The 20,087-nt window shown below is 62.5% G+C and carries 22 protein-coding genes; 12 read left to right on the top strand and 10 right to left on the bottom strand.

The window, feature by feature from the left end; translation table 11 throughout:
* Positions 1-120: 120 nt before the first annotated feature.
* From FFM81_RS01205 to lhpI, 3 genes are all read left to right on the top strand, one after another.
* The gene (locus FFM81_RS01205; RefSeq protein ID WP_003567295.1) at positions 121-789 is read left to right on the top strand and encodes an amino acid ABC transporter permease; all 669 of its coding nucleotides are present in this window, start codon (positions 121-123) and stop codon (positions 787-789) included.
* Positions 786-1,433: an amino acid ABC transporter permease gene (locus FFM81_RS01200; protein WP_003567297.1), complete on the top strand. Its 648-nt coding sequence runs from the start codon at positions 786-788 to the stop codon at positions 1,431-1,433. The genes FFM81_RS01205 and FFM81_RS01200 overlap by 4 nt, the downstream gene beginning before the upstream one ends.
* Before the next feature lie 121 nt (positions 1,434-1,554).
* Entirely contained in the window at positions 1,555-2,526 is a 972-nt protein-coding gene (gene lhpI / locus FFM81_RS01195; RefSeq protein ID WP_025417255.1) for a bifunctional Delta(1)-pyrroline-2-carboxylate/Delta(1)-piperideine-2-carboxylate reductase, read from the top strand.
* A 38-nt stretch (positions 2,527-2,564) separates the two neighbouring features.
* Here the strand turns inward: lhpI and FFM81_RS01190 are convergent, their stop codons facing one another.
* From FFM81_RS01190 to tsaD, 5 genes are read right to left on the bottom strand one after another with little or no spacing between them, the layout of a single operon-like run.
* Positions 2,565-3,212, bottom strand: coding sequence for a class I SAM-dependent methyltransferase (locus FFM81_RS01190; protein WP_138385237.1), 648 nt, complete (start codon positions 3,210-3,212; stop codon positions 2,565-2,567).
* On the bottom strand, positions 3,209-3,640 hold the full coding sequence (locus tag FFM81_RS01185; RefSeq protein ID WP_025417257.1) for an EVE domain-containing protein: 432 nt from the start codon (positions 3,638-3,640) through the stop codon (positions 3,209-3,211). Before FFM81_RS01185 ends, FFM81_RS01190 begins: the two co-directional genes overlap by 4 nt.
* A gap of 2 nt (positions 3,641-3,642) precedes the next feature.
* Positions 3,643-3,936, bottom strand: a complete 294-nt coding sequence (locus FFM81_RS01180) for a YciI-like protein (protein ID WP_097533280.1) — start codon at positions 3,934-3,936, stop codon at positions 3,643-3,645.
* Positions 3,937-3,945: 9 nt separating this feature from the next.
* Positions 3,946-4,929, bottom strand: a complete 984-nt coding sequence (locus FFM81_RS01175; protein ID WP_138385238.1) for an NAD(P)H-dependent glycerol-3-phosphate dehydrogenase — start codon at positions 4,927-4,929, stop codon at positions 3,946-3,948.
* Positions 4,926-6,047, bottom strand: coding sequence for a tRNA (adenosine(37)-N6)-threonylcarbamoyltransferase complex transferase subunit TsaD (gene tsaD / locus FFM81_RS01170; RefSeq protein WP_138385239.1), 1,122 nt, complete (start codon positions 6,045-6,047; stop codon positions 4,926-4,928). The genes FFM81_RS01175 and tsaD overlap by 4 nt, the downstream gene beginning before the upstream one ends.
* Positions 6,048-6,119: 72 nt before the next feature.
* On the opposite strand from tsaD, the gene hemC reads away from it, so the two are divergent.
* The 6 genes from hemC to FFM81_RS01140 all read left to right on the top strand — a co-directional run bounded on the left by hemC (position 6,120) and on the right by FFM81_RS01140 (position 11,994).
* Positions 6,120-7,049: a hydroxymethylbilane synthase gene (gene hemC, locus FFM81_RS01165; protein ID WP_138385240.1), complete on the top strand. Its 930-nt coding sequence runs from the start codon at positions 6,120-6,122 to the stop codon at positions 7,047-7,049.
* 7 nt (positions 7,050-7,056) lie between these two features.
* Positions 7,057-7,764, top strand: a complete 708-nt coding sequence (locus tag FFM81_RS01160) for a uroporphyrinogen-III synthase (protein ID WP_138385241.1) — start codon at positions 7,057-7,059, stop codon at positions 7,762-7,764.
* A 68-nt stretch (positions 7,765-7,832) separates the two neighbouring features.
* On the top strand, positions 7,833-9,131 hold the full coding sequence (locus tag FFM81_RS01155) for a COG4223 family protein (protein ID WP_173883747.1): 1,299 nt from the start codon (positions 7,833-7,835) through the stop codon (positions 9,129-9,131).
* A gap of 4 nt (positions 9,132-9,135) precedes the next feature.
* Positions 9,136-10,749, top strand: a complete 1,614-nt coding sequence (locus tag FFM81_RS01150; RefSeq protein ID WP_025417263.1) for a heme biosynthesis protein HemY — start codon at positions 9,136-9,138, stop codon at positions 10,747-10,749.
* A gap of 17 nt (positions 10,750-10,766) precedes the next feature.
* Complete coding sequence (locus FFM81_RS01145; protein ID WP_003567319.1) at positions 10,767-11,252, top strand: tellurite resistance TerB family protein; 486 nt, start codon at positions 10,767-10,769, stop codon at positions 11,250-11,252.
* Positions 11,221-11,994 carry a glutamine amidotransferase gene (locus FFM81_RS01140; RefSeq protein WP_138385243.1) on the top strand — a complete coding sequence of 258 codons (774 nt, stop codon included), beginning with the start codon at positions 11,221-11,223 and terminating at the stop codon, positions 11,992-11,994. Before FFM81_RS01145 ends, FFM81_RS01140 begins: the two co-directional genes overlap by 32 nt.
* Before the next feature lie 26 nt (positions 11,995-12,020).
* Here the strand turns inward: FFM81_RS01140 and FFM81_RS01135 are convergent, their stop codons facing one another.
* Positions 12,021-13,256, bottom strand: a complete 1,236-nt coding sequence (locus FFM81_RS01135) for an MFS transporter (RefSeq protein WP_003567323.1) — start codon at positions 13,254-13,256, stop codon at positions 12,021-12,023.
* A 139-nt stretch (positions 13,257-13,395) separates the two neighbouring features.
* Between FFM81_RS01135 and FFM81_RS01130 the strand changes: the two genes are divergently transcribed.
* Positions 13,396-13,686: a YggT family protein gene (locus tag FFM81_RS01130; RefSeq protein WP_003543619.1), complete on the top strand. Its 291-nt coding sequence runs from the start codon at positions 13,396-13,398 to the stop codon at positions 13,684-13,686.
* Complete coding sequence (locus FFM81_RS01125; protein ID WP_025417265.1) at positions 13,683-13,994, top strand: DUF167 domain-containing protein; 312 nt, start codon at positions 13,683-13,685, stop codon at positions 13,992-13,994. Before FFM81_RS01130 ends, FFM81_RS01125 begins: the two co-directional genes overlap by 4 nt.
* A gap of 4 nt (positions 13,995-13,998) precedes the next feature.
* Here the strand turns inward: FFM81_RS01125 and ppa are convergent, their stop codons facing one another.
* The 4 genes from ppa to FFM81_RS01105 all read right to left on the bottom strand — a co-directional run bounded on the left by ppa (position 13,999) and on the right by FFM81_RS01105 (position 19,449).
* Complete coding sequence (gene ppa, locus FFM81_RS01120; protein ID WP_003567327.1) at positions 13,999-14,532, bottom strand: inorganic diphosphatase; 534 nt, start codon at positions 14,530-14,532, stop codon at positions 13,999-14,001.
* A gap of 147 nt (positions 14,533-14,679) precedes the next feature.
* Positions 14,680-15,186 carry a GNAT family N-acetyltransferase gene (locus tag FFM81_RS01115; RefSeq protein ID WP_003567329.1) on the bottom strand — a complete coding sequence of 169 codons (507 nt, stop codon included), beginning with the start codon at positions 15,184-15,186 and terminating at the stop codon, positions 14,680-14,682.
* A gap of 197 nt (positions 15,187-15,383) precedes the next feature.
* Positions 15,384-17,204: a translational GTPase TypA gene (gene typA / locus FFM81_RS01110; RefSeq protein WP_003567330.1), complete on the bottom strand. Its 1,821-nt coding sequence runs from the start codon at positions 17,202-17,204 to the stop codon at positions 15,384-15,386.
* Positions 17,205-17,361: 157 nt separating this feature from the next.
* A complete protein-coding gene (locus FFM81_RS01105; RefSeq protein WP_003567332.1) occupies positions 17,362-19,449 on the bottom strand; it encodes a M3 family metallopeptidase in 2,088 nt (695 codons plus the stop codon).
* A 205-nt stretch (positions 19,450-19,654) separates the two neighbouring features.
* On the opposite strand from FFM81_RS01105, the gene FFM81_RS01100 reads away from it, so the two are divergent.
* The gene (locus tag FFM81_RS01100; protein ID WP_003567334.1) at positions 19,655-20,086 is read left to right on the top strand and encodes a hypothetical protein; all 432 of its coding nucleotides are present in this window, start codon (positions 19,655-19,657) and stop codon (positions 20,084-20,086) included.
* The last annotated feature ends 1 nt before the right edge of the window (position 20,087 follow it).

Raw genomic sequence — 20,087 nt, 5'->3', positions numbered from 1 at the left:
AGCATGATGCCGAAAACCGTGAGCGATTGCGGTGGCATCATGCTCCAATTCTCTGGTTGAGAGGCGGATCCGGATTTCGAACCGACCCGGCCCGGATCATCCGGCCCCAAAGGACAAGCGATGAGATACAGCCTCGATTTCAATTGGCTTTGGGACGGAATGGGAGCTCTGGCTTATGGCGCAGGCACGACGCTTGCATTGACAGCCTCGACAACGATGCTCGGGATCGTTCTCAGCGTTCTCGGCGCGGCCGCGCGCCGAGGACCTTATCCATGGTTGCGCAAGGTCGTCGGCCTGTATGTGGAAGTCATGCGCAATACGCCATTCCTGGTGCAGCTGTTCTTCATCTTCTTCGGGTTGCCTAGTCTGGGCATTCGCCTCGATCCGATTTCTGCCGCCGTACTCGCCATGACCCTCAACATGGCGGCCTACACGATCGAAGTGGTCGGGGCCGGGCTCGATGCCATACCGAGAGGGCAGAAGGAAGCGGCGCAGGCACTCGGCCTCCGGCCTCGGCTCGTATTCTTCAAGATCGTCCTGCCGCAAGCGCTCGCCATCATCTTCCCGGCGCTGACAAGCCAGATCATCATCATGATGCTGGAATCGGCGGTGGTTTCGCAAATATCCGTCCGCGAGCTGGCGCAGGAAGCCGATCTGCTTCAGTCGCGCACCTTCCGCTCCTTCGAGACCTATCTGGTGGCGACGGTGATCTATCTTTCGATGTCCGCCGCACTTCGCCGGCTTCTTTTCGCCGGGAAACGCCGTTTTCTGGGAGCTGGTCTGGCATGATCGAGTTCACGTTCTGGGACATTCTGCGCAATCTCGTTTTCGCGACACGCTGGACCCTGCTGCTTTCGCTCGCGGCCTTTGCCGGTGGCGCCATCGTTGGCCTGGCGATCCTATCTGCACGGATATCGGAAATGCGCTGGCCGCGCAGCTTGGCGTCCGGCTACATCGCCCTGTTTCAGGGAACGCCGCTGCTCATGCAGCTCTTTTTGATGTTCTTCGGCCTGCCGATGCTCGGCTTCCGGATCGAGTCATGGACCGCCGCCGTCTGCGGCCTGACATTCTATGCCAGCGCTTATCTCGCCGAAATCTGGCGGAGCGGCGTCGAAGCGGTGCCGCGCGGGCAATGGGACGCCGCATCCAGCCTGGGTTTGCATCGTCTCCTCGAACTTCGCCTTATCATCCTTCCGCAGGCTTTCCGGATTACGCGCGCGCCGACCGTCGGGTTCCTGGTCCAGTTGATCAAGAGTACCGCACTGGCCTCGATCCTCGGCTTCGAGGAACTGCTGAAAACCGCAAACGCCATCAACAACGCGACCTTCGAACCTTTCAAGGTCTACGGTCTCGTCGCGGTGATCTTCTTCGCCCTGTGCTATCCGCTAACGCAATTCGCCAGAATTCTGGAGAAGAAAGCGGCGTTTGGCTGAGTGCCCAAAAGGCCGATGCCGGTTGAAAAGCTGGTGCGCCGCGCAGCGGCGACGCTGCTCTCGTTCAATCACACAGAACTCGCCTTGTCCAGCAATCGGAACGTCCTGAGAGATCGCTTCAATGACCGACACACAAATCCGTATTCTCGATGCCCGGACGACGGGCGAGCTTCTCCCTTTCGGCGCGCTGGTCGCGAACTTGCGGCAAGCATTTGCCGAAGGCTGTGTTGTCCCGGTACGGCATCACCACACGATAGCCAACGGCGACGAGCCGGACGCGACGCTGCTTCTGATGCCGGCCTGGCATGAAACGCACCGGTCCGAGCGCTATCTTGGCATCAAGATCGTTACCGTCTTTCCGGGCAACACGGCGCGCGGCATTCCCGGTTTGACCTCGACTTACATGCTCTATGATGGCCGCACCGGGATGCAGCTTGCGCTCCTTGACGGAAACACGATCACGGCGCGCCGTACGGTAGCGGCATCGGCCCTTGCCGCGGACTATCTCGCCCGAAAGGACGCGAGCCGTCTGCTGGTGATCGGCGCGGGCCGCGTCGCGGGTCTCATACCCGATGCCTACCGCGCCGTCCGGCCGGTCGCACAGATCGATATCTGGGATATCGATCCCGCCAGCGCAGAACGGCTGGCACAGAGCCTCCGGCAACGGGGACTCCAGGCCACTGCCGTCACGAATCTGGAAGCCGCGGCGCGGCAAGCCGATATCGTCAGCGCTGCGACGCTGGCGACCGCACCGCTGATCCGGGGCGAATGGCTGAGGCCGGGCACCCATGTCGATCTGATCGGCGGCTTCACCCCGGCGATGCGCGAGGCCGATGACGAGGCGGTTCGGCGCTCCTCGGTCTATATCGACACTCACGAAGCCCTTCACGAAGCGGGCGATCTGGTTCAGCCGATCGGCGCAGGCGTCATTTCTCAAGATGCGGTGCGTGCGACACTGAACGAGCTGTGCCGCCGGGATATTCCGGTGCGGGTGTCCAACGATGAGATCACTCTCTACAAGGCAGTCGGAACGGCGTTGGCTGATCTTGCCGCCGCAACGATGGTATATGAAGCCGCCTTGATTGTCGGCTGACATCTTCGGGCCCGGCGATCGCGAATGATCGATCCGACCTAAGAAACGAACCGCCACACCGTGGTCTTCTTGATTTCGCTATCCTCCAGCGCCCGCGTTACCGGCACCTCATAGACCGCGCAGAATTCCAGCCGATCTCTAGGCAGGTAGCTGCGCCCGGGATCGCCGACCAGCACCAATTTGCCGTCGACCGCCAGCCTGGCGAGCCAGGGAACGAGCGCAGCCGCGAAAGCGCTGTCGTAGAAGACGTCGCCGGCAAGCACGATATCCGCATCGACGGCCTTGCCGATCAGGTCGGCGCCGGTAAATCCGAGCGAAACGCCATTGACCTCGGCATTCAGCCGGACCGCCGTCTCCGCCCAGGGATCGATATCACAGGCCGAGACCTCAAGGGCGCCGGCCATGACGGCCGCAATGCCGACGAGGCCGGAACCGCTGGCGAAATCCAGCACGCGCTGGCCGCCCACCATTTCCGGGTTATCGAGGATGTAGCGGGCCAGTCCCTGGCCGCCCGCCCAGGCGAAAGCCCAGAAGGGCGGCGGCAGGCCGATCGCTTCGAGCTCCTCCTCCGTCTTCAGCCAGAGCTCATGCGCCTCGCTCGCCAGATGAAGCGAAATTTCCGGCACATGCGGTGGCGCCATCACGCTGGTATGGGCGCGGATGAAGGCTTGCGGATCGGTTTTCACCGCGGCGGATTGTCCAGCCCGCCCATGCGGCAGACTTCGGCCCATTCGTCATCCGTCACCGGCTGCACGGAAAGGCGCATGGAGGTGACGAGCGCCATCTTGGCAAGCTTCTCGCTCGCCTTGACGTCCTTCAGCGTCACCGGCTTCGGCATGTCCATGACGGCGCGGATGTGGACGCAATCCCACTTCGGATCGCCCTTGGCGGTAGAATCGGGCTGCGACAGGGCTGAGACTTCGACGATCCCGACGATCTCTAGCCCGTCATTGGAATGATAGAAGAAGCCCTTGTCGCCGATCTGCATCGCCCGCATGTTGTTGCGCGCCAGATAGTTGCGGACACCCGTCCATTCCGTGCCCGTTTCGCCGGCAGCCTTCTGCTGCTCCCAGGACCAGGAGGCGGGTTCGGATTTATAGAGCCAGTGCGCCATGCTTATGCTTCCGGTTTGTTGAAGACCCAGTTGTAGGCCTTGACGTCAACACTTTCGAACAGCCCGGCCTTGGCGTAAGGATCGGCATCGGCAAGCGCACGCGCCGCCTCTTTCGATGCCGCTTCGACGATGATCAGGCTGCCGCAGGCCTTACCCTCATCATCGAGAAACGGGCCGGCGATCTTCAATATGCCCTCGGCGTTCAGCCCGTTCAGATACTCAAGATGCGTCGGCCGCGTTTCCATCCGCACGTTTAGATGTCCCGGCTTGTCCTTGCAGAGAAGGGCGAAAAGCATGTCTGTCTCCTATTCGGTGGTGATCGGGCGCGTCATCAGCTGCTCTATCGCCTCTGATAAATCGAGCTTGCCGTCGATGATGGCGGAAATGGCATCGGTGATCGGCATGCTGATCCCAAGCTCGGCCGCAAGCCGCGCGGCGACGGAAGCGGCAAGCGCGCCTTCGACCAGCGCGCCCTGCAGCGGATCGACCTTTTCGCCGCGCCCGAGCGCGATGCCGAAGCGCAGGTTTCGCGATTGATGGCTGGTTGCCGTCAGCACCAGGTCGCCGAGCCCCGAAAGCCCGCGCACCGTATCGGCCTGCCCCCCCTTGGCGACGACGAAACGCGACATTTCTGCAAGCCCGCGGGCAATTAGCGCCGCACGGGCGGAATCGCCGATGCCGCCGCCTTCGACGATGCCGCAGGCAATCGCCAACACATTCTTCAACGCGCCGCCGAGCTGCACGCCGATGCGGTCGTTAGAAGCGTAGAGCCGAAAGGTTCGGCCTGATATCGCCTGGGCGAGCCGCTCCGCAGTCTCCAGGTCAGCTGCCGCGATCGCCATCGCCGTCGGCAGGCCCTTGGCGATATCGGCGGCAAAACCCGGGCCGGAGAGCACGGCAACGGCATGGTCGGGCAGTTCCCGTTCCAGCATGTCGGTCAGAAGATTGCCCGTCGCGCGCTCGATGCCCTTGGCGCAAGTGACGACAATGGCGTCCTTCGAGAGATAGGGGCCGTATTGCCGGGCCGCATCGGCCTGCGCCTGCGACGGCATCGCAAAAAGCACGATGGAGGCGTCGGCGACTGCTTCCGCCTCGGCGGCAAATTCCAGCGTATCGGGCAGGAGAATGCCGGGCAGCGCTGCATCATGCAGGCGTTCGGCCTTCAGATCTGATATCAGCGACGGATTGCGCCCGACAAGCGTCACCGCGCTGCGGCCGGCAAGCGCGATGACGGCGGCAAGCGCCGTTCCGAAAGCCCCCGATCCGACAACGGCGATATTTTCGCTCATGCCTTGGCCCCTCTCTTTCCGAATCCGATCAGCGTTTCCGCATTGGAATCAAGCGGCCAGCGCGAACGCGGCTGGACGTCGAGCGGATCAGGCGCGGCACCCGTCGCCATCCGCTCCAGCCCCGCCCAGGCGATCATCACGGCATTGTCGGTGCAGAGGTGCAGCGGCGGCGCGATGAAGCGGAAGCCGTTTTTGTCGCATAGTGTCTGCAGCGTGCCGCGCAATTCGAGATTGGCGGCGACACCGCCGGCAACGACAAGCGCCGGCTTTTCGCCAGTCGCCGGGGCAGCCGCTGGAAATGTCGCGGCAAATTCCGTCTTGAACCGCTGCAGGCCGCGGCCGATCCGGTCCTTCAGCGTCCGCGAAACCGCCTTCTGGAACGACGCGCAGATATCGGCCACGTCCTGATCGCTGAGCGGCGCAATATCCTGCGCCGCCTGCCGCACCGCCGTCTTCAGGCCGGAGAAGGAGAAGTCGAGCCGCGCCTCGCCGACCAGCGGCCGCGGAAACGCGAAGCGATCGGCATTGCCGTCCCGCGCCATCCGTTCCACCGCCGGGCCGCCGGGATAGGGCAGACCAAGCAGCTTTGCCGTCTTGTCGAAGGCCTCGCCGAGCGCATCGTCGATCGTCGTGCCCCAGCGTTGATAATCTCCGACACCGCGCACCAGGATGAGCTGGGTATGGCCGCCGGAGACGAGCAGCATCAAATAGGGAAAGGAAAGCCCGTCCGTCAGCCGCGCCGTCAGCGCATGGCCTTCGAGGTGGTTGACCGCATAAAGCGGTTTGCCGGCGGCTCTCGCGATCGCCTTGCCGGTCATCAACCCCACGAGCAGCCCGCCGATCAGCCCCGGCCCTGATGTGGCGGCGATGGCGTCGACCTCGTTGAGCGACACGTTGGCGCGCGTCAGCGCCTCCTCGATCAGTTCGTCCAGCGCCTCGACATGGGCGCGCGCCGCGATCTCCGGCACCACGCCGCCATAGGCGCTATGCTCGTCGAGCTGGGACAGCACGACGTCGGACAGCACCTTGGAATGTCCCTCCGCATCGCGCTCGACGACGGCGGCCGCGGTCTCGTCGCAGCTCGTTTCGATGCCAAGGATGCGCAGAAAGGGAACCATGAGGCCTGTTCGTTGATTGCGATGGGATGGAAACCCGTTTACGAGAACTCCGGTAACAACGGAACTGAGCGGATGCAAACAAAACCTTTCCGGATCGGCACGCGCGGCAGCCCGCTGGCGCTCGCTCAGGCGCACGAGGCCCGCGACAGGCTGATGGCGGCGCACCATCTGCCTGAGGAAATGTTCGAGATCGTCGTGCTGACGACCAAGGGCGATCGCATCACCGACCGGTCGCTCTCCGAGATCGGCGGCAAGGGCCTGTTCACAGAGGAGCTCGAACAGCAGCTTGCATCAGGCGAGCTGGATTTTGCCGTGCACTCCGCCAAGGACATGCCGACCCACCTGCCGGACGGCCTTCATCTTTCCGCCTATCTGCCGCGCGAGGATATTCGCGACGCCGTCATCGGCCGCACTGCGCGCAAACTGATCGACTTGCCGCATGGCGCCACCGTCGGTTCCTCGTCACTGCGCCGCCAGGCGCTGATCCGCCGCATGCGGCCGGATATCAACGTCGTGACTTTCCGCGGCCTGGTGGAAACGCGCCTGCGCAAGCTCGAAGAGGGCCAGGTCGACGCGACCCTGCTGGCGCTCGCCGGCCTGAAACGCCTCGGCAAGGTCGAGGTGATTACCGATATCCTCGACCCCGACACCTTCCCGCCGGCGCCGGCGCAAGGGGCGATCTGCATCGAAAGCCGCATCGGCGACACTGGGATCGACGATCTGCTGGCGCCGGTCAACGATGCCACGACCTTCGACACCGTCTCCTGCGAACGAGCCTTCCTCGCCGCCCTTGACGGCTCCTGCCGCACGCCGATCGGCGGTTATGCCGTCTGCGAAGGCGACCTGATCCGCTTCTCCGGCCTCATCATCACCCCCGATGGCCGCAGCCAGCATGCGGTAACAACAGACGGCCACCGCCGCGATGCGGCCGCACTCGGCACCCGCGCCGGCCAGGACGTGCGCGCCAGGGCCGGCAGCGCCTTCTTCGACGACTGGCACTGAGGCCGCCATGCGCGTGCTCGTCACCCGCCCCGCGCATTCGGCGACGAAAACCGCACAACGTCTGCGCGATATGGGCCACGAGCCGCTGCTGCTGGCGCTGCGCCGGCCGGTGCATGACAGCGCCGCAGCCGCAGCCGCGCTTGCAAGAACCAGCGGCGCGATCGCCGTGACCAGCGCCGAAGCCGTCAGGGTCATCTCCGCGCTCGGCGAACGACTCCGTCCGCATCTTGCCCGCCGGCTTTTCGCGGTCGGAGATGCGACAGCGGAAGCAGCGAAGCGCCTCGGCTTCCGATCGGTTTTCTCATCTGAGGGCAATGGCAGCGATCTCGCCGATCTCGTCGCGGCGCAGGGCGCGGACGGACTGCTCTATCTCGCCGGCATGCCGCGCGCCGAAACTTTCGAAGGAAAATTGCGCGAACGCGGCATCCGCTTTTCCGTCGCTGAATGTTATCGCATGCAGCCGGTTGCCCCCGACCCGGCGGAGATCGAAGCAGTTTTTGCGGGCGGTCGGCCGGATGCGGTTCTGTTCTATTCCCGGCAGACGGCCGACGATTTTTTTGGCGTAGCGGAACTCCGCTCGGCCCTGCCGGAGGAAAGCGCAATCCGCCTTCTCTGCCTCAGCCAAGCGGTGGCTGAAGCCGTTCCGGCAGCCTTGAAAAAAAACGCGGCGATTGCGCCGATGCCGGATGAGAAAAGTCTTTTGTCGCTGCTTTGAATGCTTTAGCCGCCCAAATTTGATCTAACCTCTTCCCTTAATTGGCATCACTGTCTAGTTTCGTTGCAATGCAGGATAAAGAGGACCTCATGGTATCGGGAAACCCGCCACGCCATTCGAAGAGCGCCGACGAGCCGGTCACGATCGACCTCGAAGCACAGGATTTCGCCTCTGCAGCCGATACCGAAAAGCCGGTGGAGAATGATGTCGGCGACGCCGCCAACAGCGCCGCCGGCGCCGGCGTGACGCCCGAAACCGAGGCTGCGCCGCAGTTGGAACAGGGACGGGCCGAGCAGGAAGACGCCGAACACGAACAAGCCGAACACCAGGACCGGCCTGCGGTGCCCGAGGAGCCGGCAGCCCCCGAGCCTGCCTTCATGCCTCCTCCCGAACAGCCGCGCCGCGCCGCCACCTCCGGTCTCATCGCCGCCGGCATCTTCGGCGGCCTCGTGGCGCTGCTTGGCGCCGGCGCCATTCAATATGCCGGCTATCTCCCCGGTTCCCCCGCGCCGCAGACGACCTCGCCTGATGTCGCCGATCTCTCCGGCGAGATCGACGGCCTGAAACAGGCGGTCGCCAACCTCGCCGCCAATCCGGCGAGCGCAGATGACGGTGAGATTGAAAAGCGCCTCGCCGCGCTGGAAACGGCTGCCAAGACGCCGGCAGCCGCCGCTCCGGCCGATTCGGCAAATGTCGAGGCGCTCAACCAGAAGATTGTGGAATTGAGCGGTCAGCTCGACCAGCTGCGCGCCACACTTGCCCAATCCTCCGAGCAGCAGACGAGCAGCGGCGCCGATATCGCCAAGCGCCTCGCCGAGGCCGAAAAGAAGCTGAACGAGCCGCGCGAGGATGTCGCCGTCGCCAAGGCGATCGCCGCGGCCGCCCTCAAGGCGGCGATCGATCGCGGCGGGCCGTTCCTGGCCGAGCTCGATACCTTCGCCGGCGTCGCAGCCGACGATCCCACCGTCGCCGACCTGCGCGGCTTTGCCGAAACCGGCATTCCCTCACGCGCCGAACTCATGCGTCAGGTTCCCGATGTCGCCACCGCGATCGTCGAAGCCGTCAACCAGCCGGATCCGAATGAGAGCTGGTCGGACCGGCTGATGTCGAGCGCCAAGTCGCTGGTATCGGTCCGCCCCGTCGGCAATATCGAAGGCGACAGCGTCGAAGCCATCGCCGCCCGCATGGAGGATAAGGTGAAGAGCGGCGATCTGCCGGGCGCTTCCGCCGAATGGAACAAGCTGCCGGCTCCCGGCAAGCAGGCTTCCACCGCCTTCAAGCAGTCGCTCGAAGCGCGCATCCGCGTCGAGGAACTGGTCGGGGGCGCGCTGTCGAAAGCGGTTTCCGGCACCGGCAAGGAAGGATAAGACCATGCTGATCCGTCTTGTCGCCTTCGCCCTCTTCGTGTTGGCCCTCGCCTATGGTTTCTCCTGGCTTGCCGATCGTCCCGGCGACCTCTCGCTGATCTGGGAGGGCCAGATCTATCAGACGAAGCTGATCGTCGCCGCCAGCGCCATCATCGCTCTGGTCGCCGCCGTGATGATCACCTGGTGGTTCATCCGCCTGGTCTGGACCTCGCCGCATTCGGTCACTCGTTATTTCCGCGCCCGCAAGCGCGACCGCGGTTATCAGGCGCTGTCGACCGGCCTGATCGCTGCCGGCGCCGGCAATGCGCTGCTCGCCCGCAAGATGGCAGCCCGCTCGCGCGGTCTCATCCGCGCCGACCAGGAGCCGCTGATCACTCTGCTCGAGGCCCAGGCCGCCCTCATCGAAGGCCGCTATGACGAGGCGCGCGCCAAGTTCGAGGCCATGGCCAACGATCCAGAAACACGCGAACTCGGTCTGCGCGGCCTGTATCTGGAAGCCCGCCGCCTCGGCGCCAACGAGGCCGCCCGCCAATATGCCGAGAAGGCTGCCGACAGCGCGCCTTATCTGCCCTGGGCCGCACAGGCAACGCTCGAATATCGCAGCCAGTCCGGCCGCTGGGACGATGCGATCCGCCTTCTCGAACAGCAAAAGGCCGCCCGCGTCGTCGAAAAGGCCGAGGCCAACCGTCTGCACGCGGTCCTCTTGACGGCGCGCGCCGGCGAAAAGCTGGAAGGCAACCCGACCGGCGCCCGCGACGACGCGCAGCAGGCACTGAAGCTCGCCGCCGATTTCATTCCGGCAGCCCTCATTGCCGCAAAGGCGTTGTTTCGCGAGGGCGGCGTGCGCAAGGCCGCCTCGATCCTCGAACAGGCATGGAAATCGGCGCCGCATCCCGAGATCGGCCAGGCCTATGTCAGGGCCCGCAGCGGCGATTCCACGCTCGACCGGCTGAAGCGCGCCGAACGACTGGAGGGGCTGCGCCCGAATAATGTCGAATCCCTTCTCGTCGTCGCCCAGGCCGCACTCGACGCGCAGGAATTCGCCAAGGCCCGCGCCAAGGCGGAAGCGGCAGCGCGCATGCAGCCGCGGGAAGCCGCCTTCCTGCTGTTGGCCGACATCGAAGAAGCCGAGACCGGAGACCAGGGCCGGGTGCGCCACTGGCTGGCCCAGGCGCTGAAAGCCCCGCGTGATCCAGCCTGGGTGGCTGATGGTTTCGTCTCCGACAAATGGCTGCCGGTATCGCCCGTGACCGGCCGCCTCGACGCCTTCGAATGGAAGGCGCCCTTCGGTCAGATCGAGGGTCCGCTCGAAGACGGTTCGGCGCCGGCCTCGATCGAGACCGCCCTGAAGACCTTGCCGCCGCTGCGCGACGTCAGGCCGGAAAGTCCGGTCAACGACCATCGCATCATCGAACTGGAACGCGCCGCGACGATCGCCGAGGCCGTGCGCCCGGCGCCGGCACCGGCACCGGCGAAACCGAAGCCCGTCGAACCCGTCAGCGATAAAGCGCCTGCACCGGGCGAAGCGAAACCTTTCTTTGGCGGCCTGCCGGATGATCCCGGCGTTCGCGACCCCAGGGTGGAACCGGGACCCAAGACACGGCTCCGCCTTTTCTGAAATGGAACGAAAACCGCATGTTCGAACGCTTTCAGGCATTCTTCCAGAAGCTCACCGCCGACCACCCCAGGAAAGGTTTTGCCCCTGACGACCCCCGCATCGCGGTGGCAGCCCTCTGCATGCAGGTCATGGAGGCCGACGGTCAGATCAAGGCCAGCGAGAAGAAGCGGCTGCGCAAGCTGTTGAAGGAGCAATATGCACTCGACGGCAAGCAGCTGGATGCCCTGATGGCGGCCGGCCTCGAGGCCGAAAGCACCGCCGTCGATTATTATCGGTTCACCGCCGACCTGAAACGCCATCTCAATACCGAGCAACGGCTGGAGCTGATCGGCATTCTCTGGGACATCGTCTATGCCGATGGCGAACGCAGCGAAATGGAAGACCATGTGATCTGGCGAATCGCCGATCTGCTCGGCGTCTCCTCACGCGAGCGCATCCAGAAGCGGCAGGAGGCGGCCGCCAGGGTGACGGATGTCCGGGTTGCGCAAGATGATAGCGACTGAGCAAAACACGAACCACGACCGGCGCCCGATCCTCATCGTCCTGCACCAGGAGCGGTCGAGCCCCGGGCGTGTCGGCCAATTGCTGGTCGAGAAGGGTTATCGCCTCGATATCCGCCGCCCGGTTCTCGGCGAAGTGCTGCCGACGACGCTTGAAAACCATGCCGGTGTCGTCGTCTTCGGCGGGCCGATGAGCGCCAATGATCCCGAGGACTTCGTCAAAAAGGAGATTGGCTGGATCGATGTTCCGTTGCGGGAAAAACGCCCCTATCTCGGTATCTGCCTCGGCGCGCAGATGCTGGTGCGTCATCTCGGCGGCAAGGTGCAGTCGAATGCCGACGGCTCGACGGAGATCGGCTGGTATCCGCTGCACCCGACCGAGAAAGGCCGCCTGCTGATGCATTGGCCGAAGATGGTCTATCACTTCCACCGCGAAGGCTTCGAACTGCCGCACGGCGCCGACCTGCTGGCCGAAGGCGATGCCTACCCGAACCAGGCTTTCCGCTATGACGGCAACGCCTGGGGCCTGCAGTTCCATGCCGAACTCACCCGGGTGATGATGCATCGCTGGGTGGTGCATGGCGCGCACCGCTTCATCCTGCCGAACGCCCAGCAGGGCCGCGAACATCTCGAAGGCCGCATGCGGTTCGATGCGCCGCTGAAAGCCTGGCTGAACGAATTCCTGGATATCGTCTTCGAAGGCAAGCCGGCAAAGGCCGCATCCCCGATCACGCTTCCCGCATAGAGCCCCACCGCTGGCAGCGCGCGCTATTATGTACTGGGCGCGTCGAGCGTATCGATCCTGCGCAATTTGGGGAAACTCGAAGCCCAGATCGCCGCCACCGCCAAAGTCCCGATTCCGCCGATAACAACCGCCGGCACCGCGCCGAAGATCGATGCCATCGTACCCGCCCTGAATTCCCCGAGTTCGTTCGAGGCGCCGACGAAGACCATGTTGACCGCGTTGACGCGGCCGCGCAGCTGATCCGGCGTCCAGAGCGCAATCAGGCTCTCGCGCACATAGACCGACACCATGTCGGCCGCCCCCATCAGCGCCAGCGCCGCGATCGAGACTTCGGTGTTGGTCGATAGGCCGAAGACGATGGTTCCGACGCCGAACAGGGCGACGCCGATGAACATATAGATGCCGGCGCGGTGTTTGAGCGGATAGGCGGCCAGGAAGATCGCCATGACGATGGCGCCAAGCCCAGGTGCTGCGCGCAGCAGCCCCAGCCCCCAGGGACCGAGCGTCAGGATATCGCGGGCGAAGATCGGCATCAGTGCCGTCGCCCCCCCGAGCAGCACGGCGAAGAGATCGAGCGAGATCGCCCCGAGCACTACTCTTTCGGCGCGGATGAAGCTGAAGCCGCCGAGGATCATCGCCCAGCTCTTGGTCTCGCCCGTGGTCTTTTGCTCCGGCTTCGGGATCATGTAGAGAAGCGCCGCACCGAGCACTGAAAAGATCACCGCCACCGTATAGGCGGTCGTCGCGCTGACGCCGTAGAGCAGGCCGCCGATCACCGGCCCGGTGATCGCGGCGAGCTGCCAGGACGACGAGTTCCAGGCAATCGCATTGGAAAGTGCGTGCTCCGGCACGAGATTGGGCGCCAGAGACTGCACCGCCGGCGACATGAAGGCGCGTTCGATGCCGAAGATCAAAAGCACGGCGAAAACCGGCAGCGGCGTGAAGGTTCCCATGACGGTCATGACCAGCAGCGCCAGCGTGCAGAGCGCACTCACCAGCGAGCAGAGTGCGGCGATCGCCCGACGATTGTACCGGTCGGCCACCGAACCGGTGACGAGCATGAGCAGCAGCGACGGCAGGAACTGTACGAGACCGATCAGGCCGAGATAGATCGCCTTGCCCGTCTGGTCGTACATCTGCCAGCCGACGGCGACGCTGACGATCTGCTGCGAGAAGGACAGCAGGAAACGCGCGAAGAAGAACCGCGTGTAGGACGAATGCCGGAACGCGGCAAAACGGTCTCCGGTGGGCGAAAACGACATGGATGTTTTCCGAGGAGACGGGCGCCGGAATAGCTGCAAGGCCGCCCGTTAAACATGATTCACCGCGCGTTCCCACACGGCACTTGCTCGTTTAGTCACCAATGTCTACATGTCTGTCAACAACGAATTGGAGAAGACGATGTTTGCGCTGTTTCAAACCATTGATTTGGCTTTGAATATTTACACCTGGATCCTGATTGCCAGTGCCATTTTTTCCTGGCTCTATGCCTTTAACGTCATCAACTCCAGCAATCAGTTCGTCAATTCGGTCGGCACATTCCTCTATAACGTCACCGAACCGGTGCTGAAGCCGATCCGCAGCCGCTTGCCGAACCTTGGCGGCATCGACATTTCGCCGATCATCCTGCTGCTGATCATTTTCTTCCTGCGCACCTTGCTTTGGACAACGCTGTACCCGCTGGTCGCTTGAGCCGTCCCTGGAGCCTTTTCGGCGATCATCTGCGCCTCGCCGTCCGGCTGACGCCGAATGGCGGGCGTGACGGCATCGATGGCATCGAGGCGGATGGAGAGGGCGAAACGCACCTGAAGGCGCGCGTCACATCAGTCCCGGAAAAGGGTAAGGCCAACAAGGCCCTGATCCTTCTCGTCGCGCAATCGCTGCGCATCCCCAAATCCAGCATCAGCCTCGTCTCCGGCGACACCGCGCGCAAAAAAATCCTCCGGATCGACGGAGACCCGGAGGATTTGGCAAAAAAACTAGAAGCACTTTTCGGCTGAGCGATCAGCCCTTTGTCTTGGCGCGCTCGACGGCTTCGAGAATGAGCTGGCCGGCTTCCTTGGAATCGCCCCAGCCGTAGATCTTCACCCACTTGCCCGGCTCCAGATCCTTATAGTGCTCGAAAAAGTGCTCGATCTGCTTCAGCGTGATCTCGGGAAGATCGGTGTAATCCTTCACCTTCTCGTAGCGCAGCGTCAGCTTCGGCGACGGCACGGCGATGATCTTCTCGTCCTTGCCGGAATTGTCTTCCATCTTCAGGACGCCGATCGGGCGCACATTGATGACGCAGCCCGGAACCAGCGGACGGGTGCTGGCGATCAGAACGTCGATCGGGTCGCCATCCTCAGACAGCGTGTGCGGCACGAAACCGTAATTGCCCGGATAGGTCATCGGCGTATAGAGGAAACGATCGACCACCAGCGTGCCGGCTTCCTTGTCCATTTCGTACTTGATGGGATGGCCGCCAACCGGAACCTCGACGATAACGTTGACGTCCTCAGGTGGATTATTACCGATGGAAATGGCGTCGATGCGCATAGGAACTCCCGCGAGGTTGAATTGCTGGCAGCCAGATAATCAGTTTCATGTCGCAACGCAACATTTGAGATCACCAATGCGTGATGGCGCCGGCGCAGAGAGCTCGAATCTTTCGAATAGGAAACAGGCGATTGCTGACCAAGCCGGTCAGTTCCAGATGAAGCCGATCTTCTTCAACTGCTTGTGGTCGAAATTTTCCATGCCTTCGCAGAAATCGACACCGCCGTGATGGCGATAGAAACGGCCGGCGGTCTCGTTTTCCTCGAGGCACCAGACGACCATCCCGTTGCAGCCGAGCGACTTCAGCAGCCGCCGCGCCTCGCCGAACAGCATGCGGCCGAGACCGATGCCCTGATACTCCGGCCGAAGATAAAGCTCGTAGATTTCGCCTTCCTGCGGCAAAGCGCGGGCGCGGTTGAGGCCGAGAGTCGCGTAGCCGGCAACCGTTCCGGCGACATCGAGAACCAGCAGCGTCGCCGGTCCGCGCGTCGCCTTGCGCCACCAGTTTTCACCGCGCCGCTCGATCATCTGCGTCAGCGCCCGATGTGGGATAATGCCTGCGTAAGTGTGCTGCCAGGCAAGCCTGTGCGTTTCCGATATGGCTCGGGCATCGTGTGGTTCGGCCCGCCGAACATCGATCGACAACGTCTTCATAACGTTTACTCTGGTCCCGCCAAAGGCAATTAACCATATGCGGTCAGCGCATCGTGATCGATTGCCCACAGACTTGATATGTGGACGACGGATAAAATTTAACGCTTTTTTAACGATTGTCACAAGTCGGAATCAGCGCGGCGCACAATAAAAAACCCCGGCACGAAGGCCGGGGTTTCAAAGGGTGTTTGAAGCTCTCAGAGAGCCGCTTTGGACTTTTCGAAACGCTTGCGATCGTTTGCGTCGAGATACATCTTGCGCAGACGAATATTCTTCGGCGTCACTTCCATCAGCTCGTCATCCTGGATCCAGGAGAGCGCGCGATCGAGGGTCATGCGGATCGGCGGCGTCAGCTTCACCGCTTCGTCCTTGCCGGCGGCGCGGATGTTGGTGAGCTGCTTGCCCTTCAGCACGTTGACTTCGAGGTCGTTGTCGCGCGAATGGATGCCGATGATCATGCCGGCATAGACCTTTTCACCCGGCTCGATGATCATCGGGCCGCGATCTTCCAGGTTGAACATCGCATAGGCGACGGCTTCGCCGGAAGCGTTGGCGAGCAGAACGCCGTTGACGCGGCCACCGATCACACCCTTGTAGGGCTGGTAGTCGTGGAACAGGCGGTTCATGATCGCCGTGCCGCGCGTATCCGTCAGCAGCTCCGACTGGTAGCCAATCAGGCCACGGGTCGGTGCGTAGAAACGCAGGCGAAGACGGTTGCCGCCCGACGGACGCAGCTCGACCATTTCGGCCTTGCGCTCGGACATCTTTTGCACAACGACGCCGGAATGTTCTTCGTCGACGTCGACGACGACCTCCTCGATCGGCTCCAGAAGCTGACCGCTTTCATCCTTGTGCATCACGACGCGCGGACGCGACACGGCAAGCTCGAAGCCTTCGCGACGCATGGTTTCGATGAGAACGGCAAGCTGAAGTTCGCCGCGGCCAGATACGTAGAACGAGTCCTTGCCTTCGGCTTCTTCGATCTTCAGCGCGACGTTGCCTTCGGCTTCCTTGAAGAGACGGTCGCGGATGACGCGCGAGGTCACCTTGTCGCCTTCGGTGCCCGCCAGCGGGCTGTCGTTGACGATAAAGGACATGGTCACCGTCGGCGGGTCGATCGGCTGCGCCTTCATGGCTTCCGAGACGGCCGGATCGCAGAAGGTGTCGGCGACGGTCCCCTTGGAGAGACCAGCGATCGCGACGATGTCGCCCGCATGTGCTTCTTCGATCGCGGTGCGCTCAATGCCGCGGAAGGCGAGAATCTTGGAGATGCGACCGGTTTCGATCAGCTTGCCATCCTGGCCGAGAACCTTGACGGCCTGGTTCGGCTTGATCGAGCCCGATGCGATGCGGCCGGTGATGATGCGGCCGAGGAAGGGGTTGGCCTCGAGGATCGTGCCGATCATGCGGAACGGGCCTTCTTCGACCGTCGGCTCCGGAACATGCTTGAGCACCAGGTCGAGAAGCGGTGCAAGACCCTCATCCTTCGGCCCTTCCGGATTGACGTTCATCCAGCCGTCGCGGCCCGAACCGTAGAGGATCGGGAAGTCGAGCTGCTCGTCGGTCGCGTCGAGATTGGCGAAAAGATCGAAGACTTCGTTGATGACTTCTTCGTGGCGGCCATCGGGACGGTCGATCTTGTTGATCGCGACGATCGGGCGAAGGCCGACCTTCAGCGCCTTGGAGACGACGAACTTGGTCTGCGGCATCGGCCCTTCGGAGGAGTCGACGAGAACGATCGCGCCATCCACCATCGAGAGAATACGCTCGACCTCACCGCCGAAGTCGGCGTGGCCGGGTGTATCGACGATGTTGATACGGACACCCTTCCACTCGACCGAGGTTGCCTTGGCGAGAATGGTGATGCCGCGTTCTTTTTCGAGATCGTTCGAGTCCATCACGCGTTCAGCGACACGCTGATTTTCGCGGAACGAGCCGGACTGCTTGAGAAGCTCATCCACCAGGGTCGTCTTGCCATGGTCAACGTGCGCGATGATCGCGATATTGCGAAGTGCCATATGTGAAATCTCTGAGGCTGCGGCGCACGCTCTTGAGGACGCGCCTATTGGTTTGGGGCGTCCATACAGTTTTTTTTGCGTTTGCGAAAGAGGGGAACGCGCAAAAGCTGCGGCATGGCTGCCGCCATGCCGCATCGAAGCGTGTCATCAAATTGTCTTAGGCGTCGCTGCCTGTCAATTCCTCGAAGGTCGAAAGCCCCTTTTTCACTAGCATCGCATCCGGGCTCGGCAGCTTGCCGCGGAAGGCCTTGTAGGCGTCCTCCGGATCAATCGAGCCGCCGACGGAATAGATGTTTTCCCTGAGCTTGCGCGCCATCTCGCCGTTGAAGGCGTCGCCCGTTTCCTCGAAGGCGGCAAAGGCGTCGGCATCGAGCACCTCCGACCACATATAGGAGTAGTAGCCGGCCGAATACCCGCCGGAGAAAATGTGCTGGAAGTGCGGCGTCGCGTGGCGCATGACGATCGATTTCGGCATGCCGATCTCGGCCAGCACTTCGGCCTGCACCGCCATTGGATCCTCGACGGCCGTTCTCGTGTGGAACGCCATGTCGACAAGCGCCGATGAGGTGAACTCGACGGTGTTGAAACCGGCATTGAAGGTGCGGGCGGCCAGCACCTTGTCGAGCAGCGCCTGCGGCATCGGCTCGCCGGTTTCGACATGCACGGCATAGCGCTTCAGAATAGCGGGCACCGTCAGCCAATGCTCGTACAGCTGCGATGGCAGCTCTACGAAATCGCGCGAAACGCCGGTGCCGGAGACCGAGGGGTAGGTGACATTCGAGAGCATGCCGTGCAGCGCGTGGCCGAATTCGTGGAACAGTGTGCGCGCATCATCGAGCGACAGCAGCGCCGGCTTGCCCTCGGCCGGTTTGGCGAAGTTGCAGACATTGTAGATGATCGGCAGCTCGCCATGGCGGCCGTTCTTCAGCTCCAGTCTGTGCTGCGATTGCAGCGAACTCATCCATGCGCCCGATCGTTTCGAGCCGCGGGCGAAATAATCGCCGAGGAACAGCGCCACCAGCCGGTCTTCGCGGTCCCTGATTTCGAATACCCTGACATCCGGATGATAGACCGCCACGCCTTTCTTCTCGACGGCGCGGATACCGAACAGCCGGCCGGCCACATCGAAGCAGGCCTCGATGATCTTCTCGAGCTGCAGATAGGGCTTGAGTTCAGCCTCGGAGAAATCGAATTTCCGCGCCCGGATCTTTTCGGCGTAGTGCCGCCAGTCCCAGGGCATCACCTCGTGGTTACGCCCCTCCTCGGCGATCAGCGCCGATATATCGACCTCCTCCTCGCCGGCGCGTTTGACCGCCCGCGCCCAGACCGCTTTCAGCAGGTCATTCACCGCCTCCGCCGTTTTCGCCATTGTGTTGTCGAGCTTCAGCTCGGCGAAATTGCCGTAACCAAGCAGGCTCGCCACCTGATGGCGCAGTGCCAGCGTTTCCTTGATGACGGCGCGATTGTCCGTCTCGCCGTCATTTTCGCCGCGCGCCACCCACGCCTTGAAAGCCTGCTCGCGCAGGTCACGGCGCTCCGAAAAGGTCAGGAATGGCTCGATGATCGAGCGTGACAGCGTCACCGCATATTTGCCCTCCTCGCCGCGTTCGCGCGCAGCTGCGGCCATTGCGTCGCGCAGGAATTCCGGCAGCCCGTCGAGCTCGGCTCCATCAGAGAGCACCAGTGCCCAGGCTTTCTCGTCGGCCAGCACGTTCTGGCCGAATTGCGTGCTGAGTCCGGCAAGCTTTTCATTGATCGCTGCGAGTTTCTCCTGCTCGGCCTTCTCGAGCTTGGCGCCCGACTTGACGAAGCCTTTCCAGTGGCGCTCGAGCACGCGTGTCTGTTCGAGCGTCAGGCCGAGGCTTTCGCGTTTTTCCCAAAGCGTGTCGATGCGTGCGAAAAGTGCGGCATTCATGCCGATCTTCGAATAGTGGCGCGACATCTTCGGGGAGATTTCCCGCTCCAGCGCCTGGATCACATCATTGGTATGGGCGCCCGCCTTGTTCCAAAACAGCGCCGAGACGCGCGACAGTGCATCGCCGGCGATCTCCAGCGCCGTGACCGTATTGTCGAATGTCGGCGCCTCGCCATTTCCGGCGATCTCGTCGATCTCCCGTTCATGGGCGGCAAGCGCCGCTTCGAAGGCGGCGGCGAAATCGCCGTCATCGACAGCATCGAAACGTGGCAGGCCGTGTAGACCGTCCCAGTTGACCAGCGCCGGATTGAAATCAAGGGGAGAAGGCATCGAAGAATTCCTTTTTGGCATGCACGGGTTCGTCAATATAGGAGAGCTGTCGTAGAATTGGTATGCGGGCAGGGCCATTTGCCTCGCCTGCAAAATCTGGTGGACAAAAATTGACGCGCTAGAATTAACCAACCGTTAACGATTGACGCGAATCAGGGCCGAGCGCTAGTTTCCCCATGTTTCTTCTTGTCCGGGGACATGCGCCATGGAAATTTTTTCTGTGCGGTCTTCTCAGAGTTTGCTATTTAAAAACAATCCTAATAACGCAAAAAGTTCGAAGACCTCTGATATTGAAATCGAGACCAGAGCTTCCGCCCCGGCCTCATTCCAGCTCGACGACAATCTCGACGAAGGGCCGGATTTCACCGCGGTCAGCCCTGGCGAATTGCGCAATTACGCGCGTCAGAGTTTCGACAGCGGCCTGATCGACCAGAGCACCTACGCCGCGATCTCCGAGCCGCTGCCGATGCATGCGATCGATCCGCTCGGCAATGTCATCGATCTTTCCAGTGTCACCGACGGCACCAGCTTCAATTTTCTCGATTATTACAAAAATCAGTTGCAGATCGCCATGTCGATCGGCGATCCCGATGAGGTCCAGACGCTGAAATCGATCGTCAATTTCCTGGATAGTTGAA

The organism is Rhizobium hidalgonense, assembly GCF_005862185.2.
GTDB classification, from domain to species: Bacteria; Pseudomonadota; Alphaproteobacteria; order Rhizobiales; family Rhizobiaceae; genus Rhizobium; species Rhizobium hidalgonense.
The sequence above is the reverse complement of the archived record's forward strand: the minus strand, read 5'-3'. Positions and strand labels throughout refer to the sequence as shown.

Coding starts and splice junctions, on each gene's coding strand:
- FFM81_RS01160 (WP_138385241.1), top strand. CDS start 7,057: ATGCGCGTGCTCGTCACCCGCCCCGCGCATTCGGCGACGAAAACCGCA.
- FFM81_RS01155 (WP_173883747.1), top strand. CDS start 7,833: ATGCAGGATAAAGAGGACCTCATGGTATCGGGAAACCCGCCACGCCAT.
- FFM81_RS01175 (WP_138385238.1), bottom strand. CDS start 4,929: ATGAGCGAAAATATCGCCGTTGTCGGATCGGGGGCTTTCGGAACGGCG.
- lhpI (WP_025417255.1), top strand. CDS start 1,555: ATGACCGACACACAAATCCGTATTCTCGATGCCCGGACGACGGGCGAG.
- ppa (WP_003567327.1), bottom strand. CDS start 14,532: ATGCGCATCGACGCCATTTCCATCGGTAATAATCCACCTGAGGACGTC.
- FFM81_RS01130 (WP_003543619.1), top strand. CDS start 13,396: ATGTTTGCGCTGTTTCAAACCATTGATTTGGCTTTGAATATTTACACC.
- FFM81_RS01140 (WP_138385243.1), top strand. CDS start 11,221: ATGTCCGGGTTGCGCAAGATGATAGCGACTGAGCAAAACACGAACCAC.
- FFM81_RS01135 (WP_003567323.1), bottom strand. CDS start 13,256: ATGTCGTTTTCGCCCACCGGAGACCGTTTTGCCGCGTTCCGGCATTCG.
- FFM81_RS01115 (WP_003567329.1), bottom strand. CDS start 15,186: ATGAAGACGTTGTCGATCGATGTTCGGCGGGCCGAACCACACGATGCC.
- typA (WP_003567330.1), bottom strand. CDS start 17,204: ATGGCACTTCGCAATATCGCGATCATCGCGCACGTTGACCATGGCAAG.
- FFM81_RS01145 (WP_003567319.1), top strand. CDS start 10,767: ATGTTCGAACGCTTTCAGGCATTCTTCCAGAAGCTCACCGCCGACCAC.
- tsaD (WP_138385239.1), bottom strand. CDS start 6,047: ATGGTTCCCTTTCTGCGCATCCTTGGCATCGAAACGAGCTGCGACGAG.
- FFM81_RS01205 (WP_003567295.1), top strand. CDS start 121: ATGAGATACAGCCTCGATTTCAATTGGCTTTGGGACGGAATGGGAGCT.
- FFM81_RS01150 (WP_025417263.1), top strand. CDS start 9,136: ATGCTGATCCGTCTTGTCGCCTTCGCCCTCTTCGTGTTGGCCCTCGCC.
- FFM81_RS01200 (WP_003567297.1), top strand. CDS start 786: ATGATCGAGTTCACGTTCTGGGACATTCTGCGCAATCTCGTTTTCGCG.
- FFM81_RS01105 (WP_003567332.1), bottom strand. CDS start 19,449: ATGCCTTCTCCCCTTGATTTCAATCCGGCGCTGGTCAACTGGGACGGT.
- FFM81_RS01100 (WP_003567334.1), top strand. CDS start 19,655: ATGGAAATTTTTTCTGTGCGGTCTTCTCAGAGTTTGCTATTTAAAAAC.
- FFM81_RS01180 (WP_097533280.1), bottom strand. CDS start 3,936: ATGCTTTTCGCCCTTCTCTGCAAGGACAAGCCGGGACATCTAAACGTG.
- hemC (WP_138385240.1), top strand. CDS start 6,120: ATGCAAACAAAACCTTTCCGGATCGGCACGCGCGGCAGCCCGCTGGCG.
- FFM81_RS01185 (WP_025417257.1), bottom strand. CDS start 3,640: ATGGCGCACTGGCTCTATAAATCCGAACCCGCCTCCTGGTCCTGGGAG.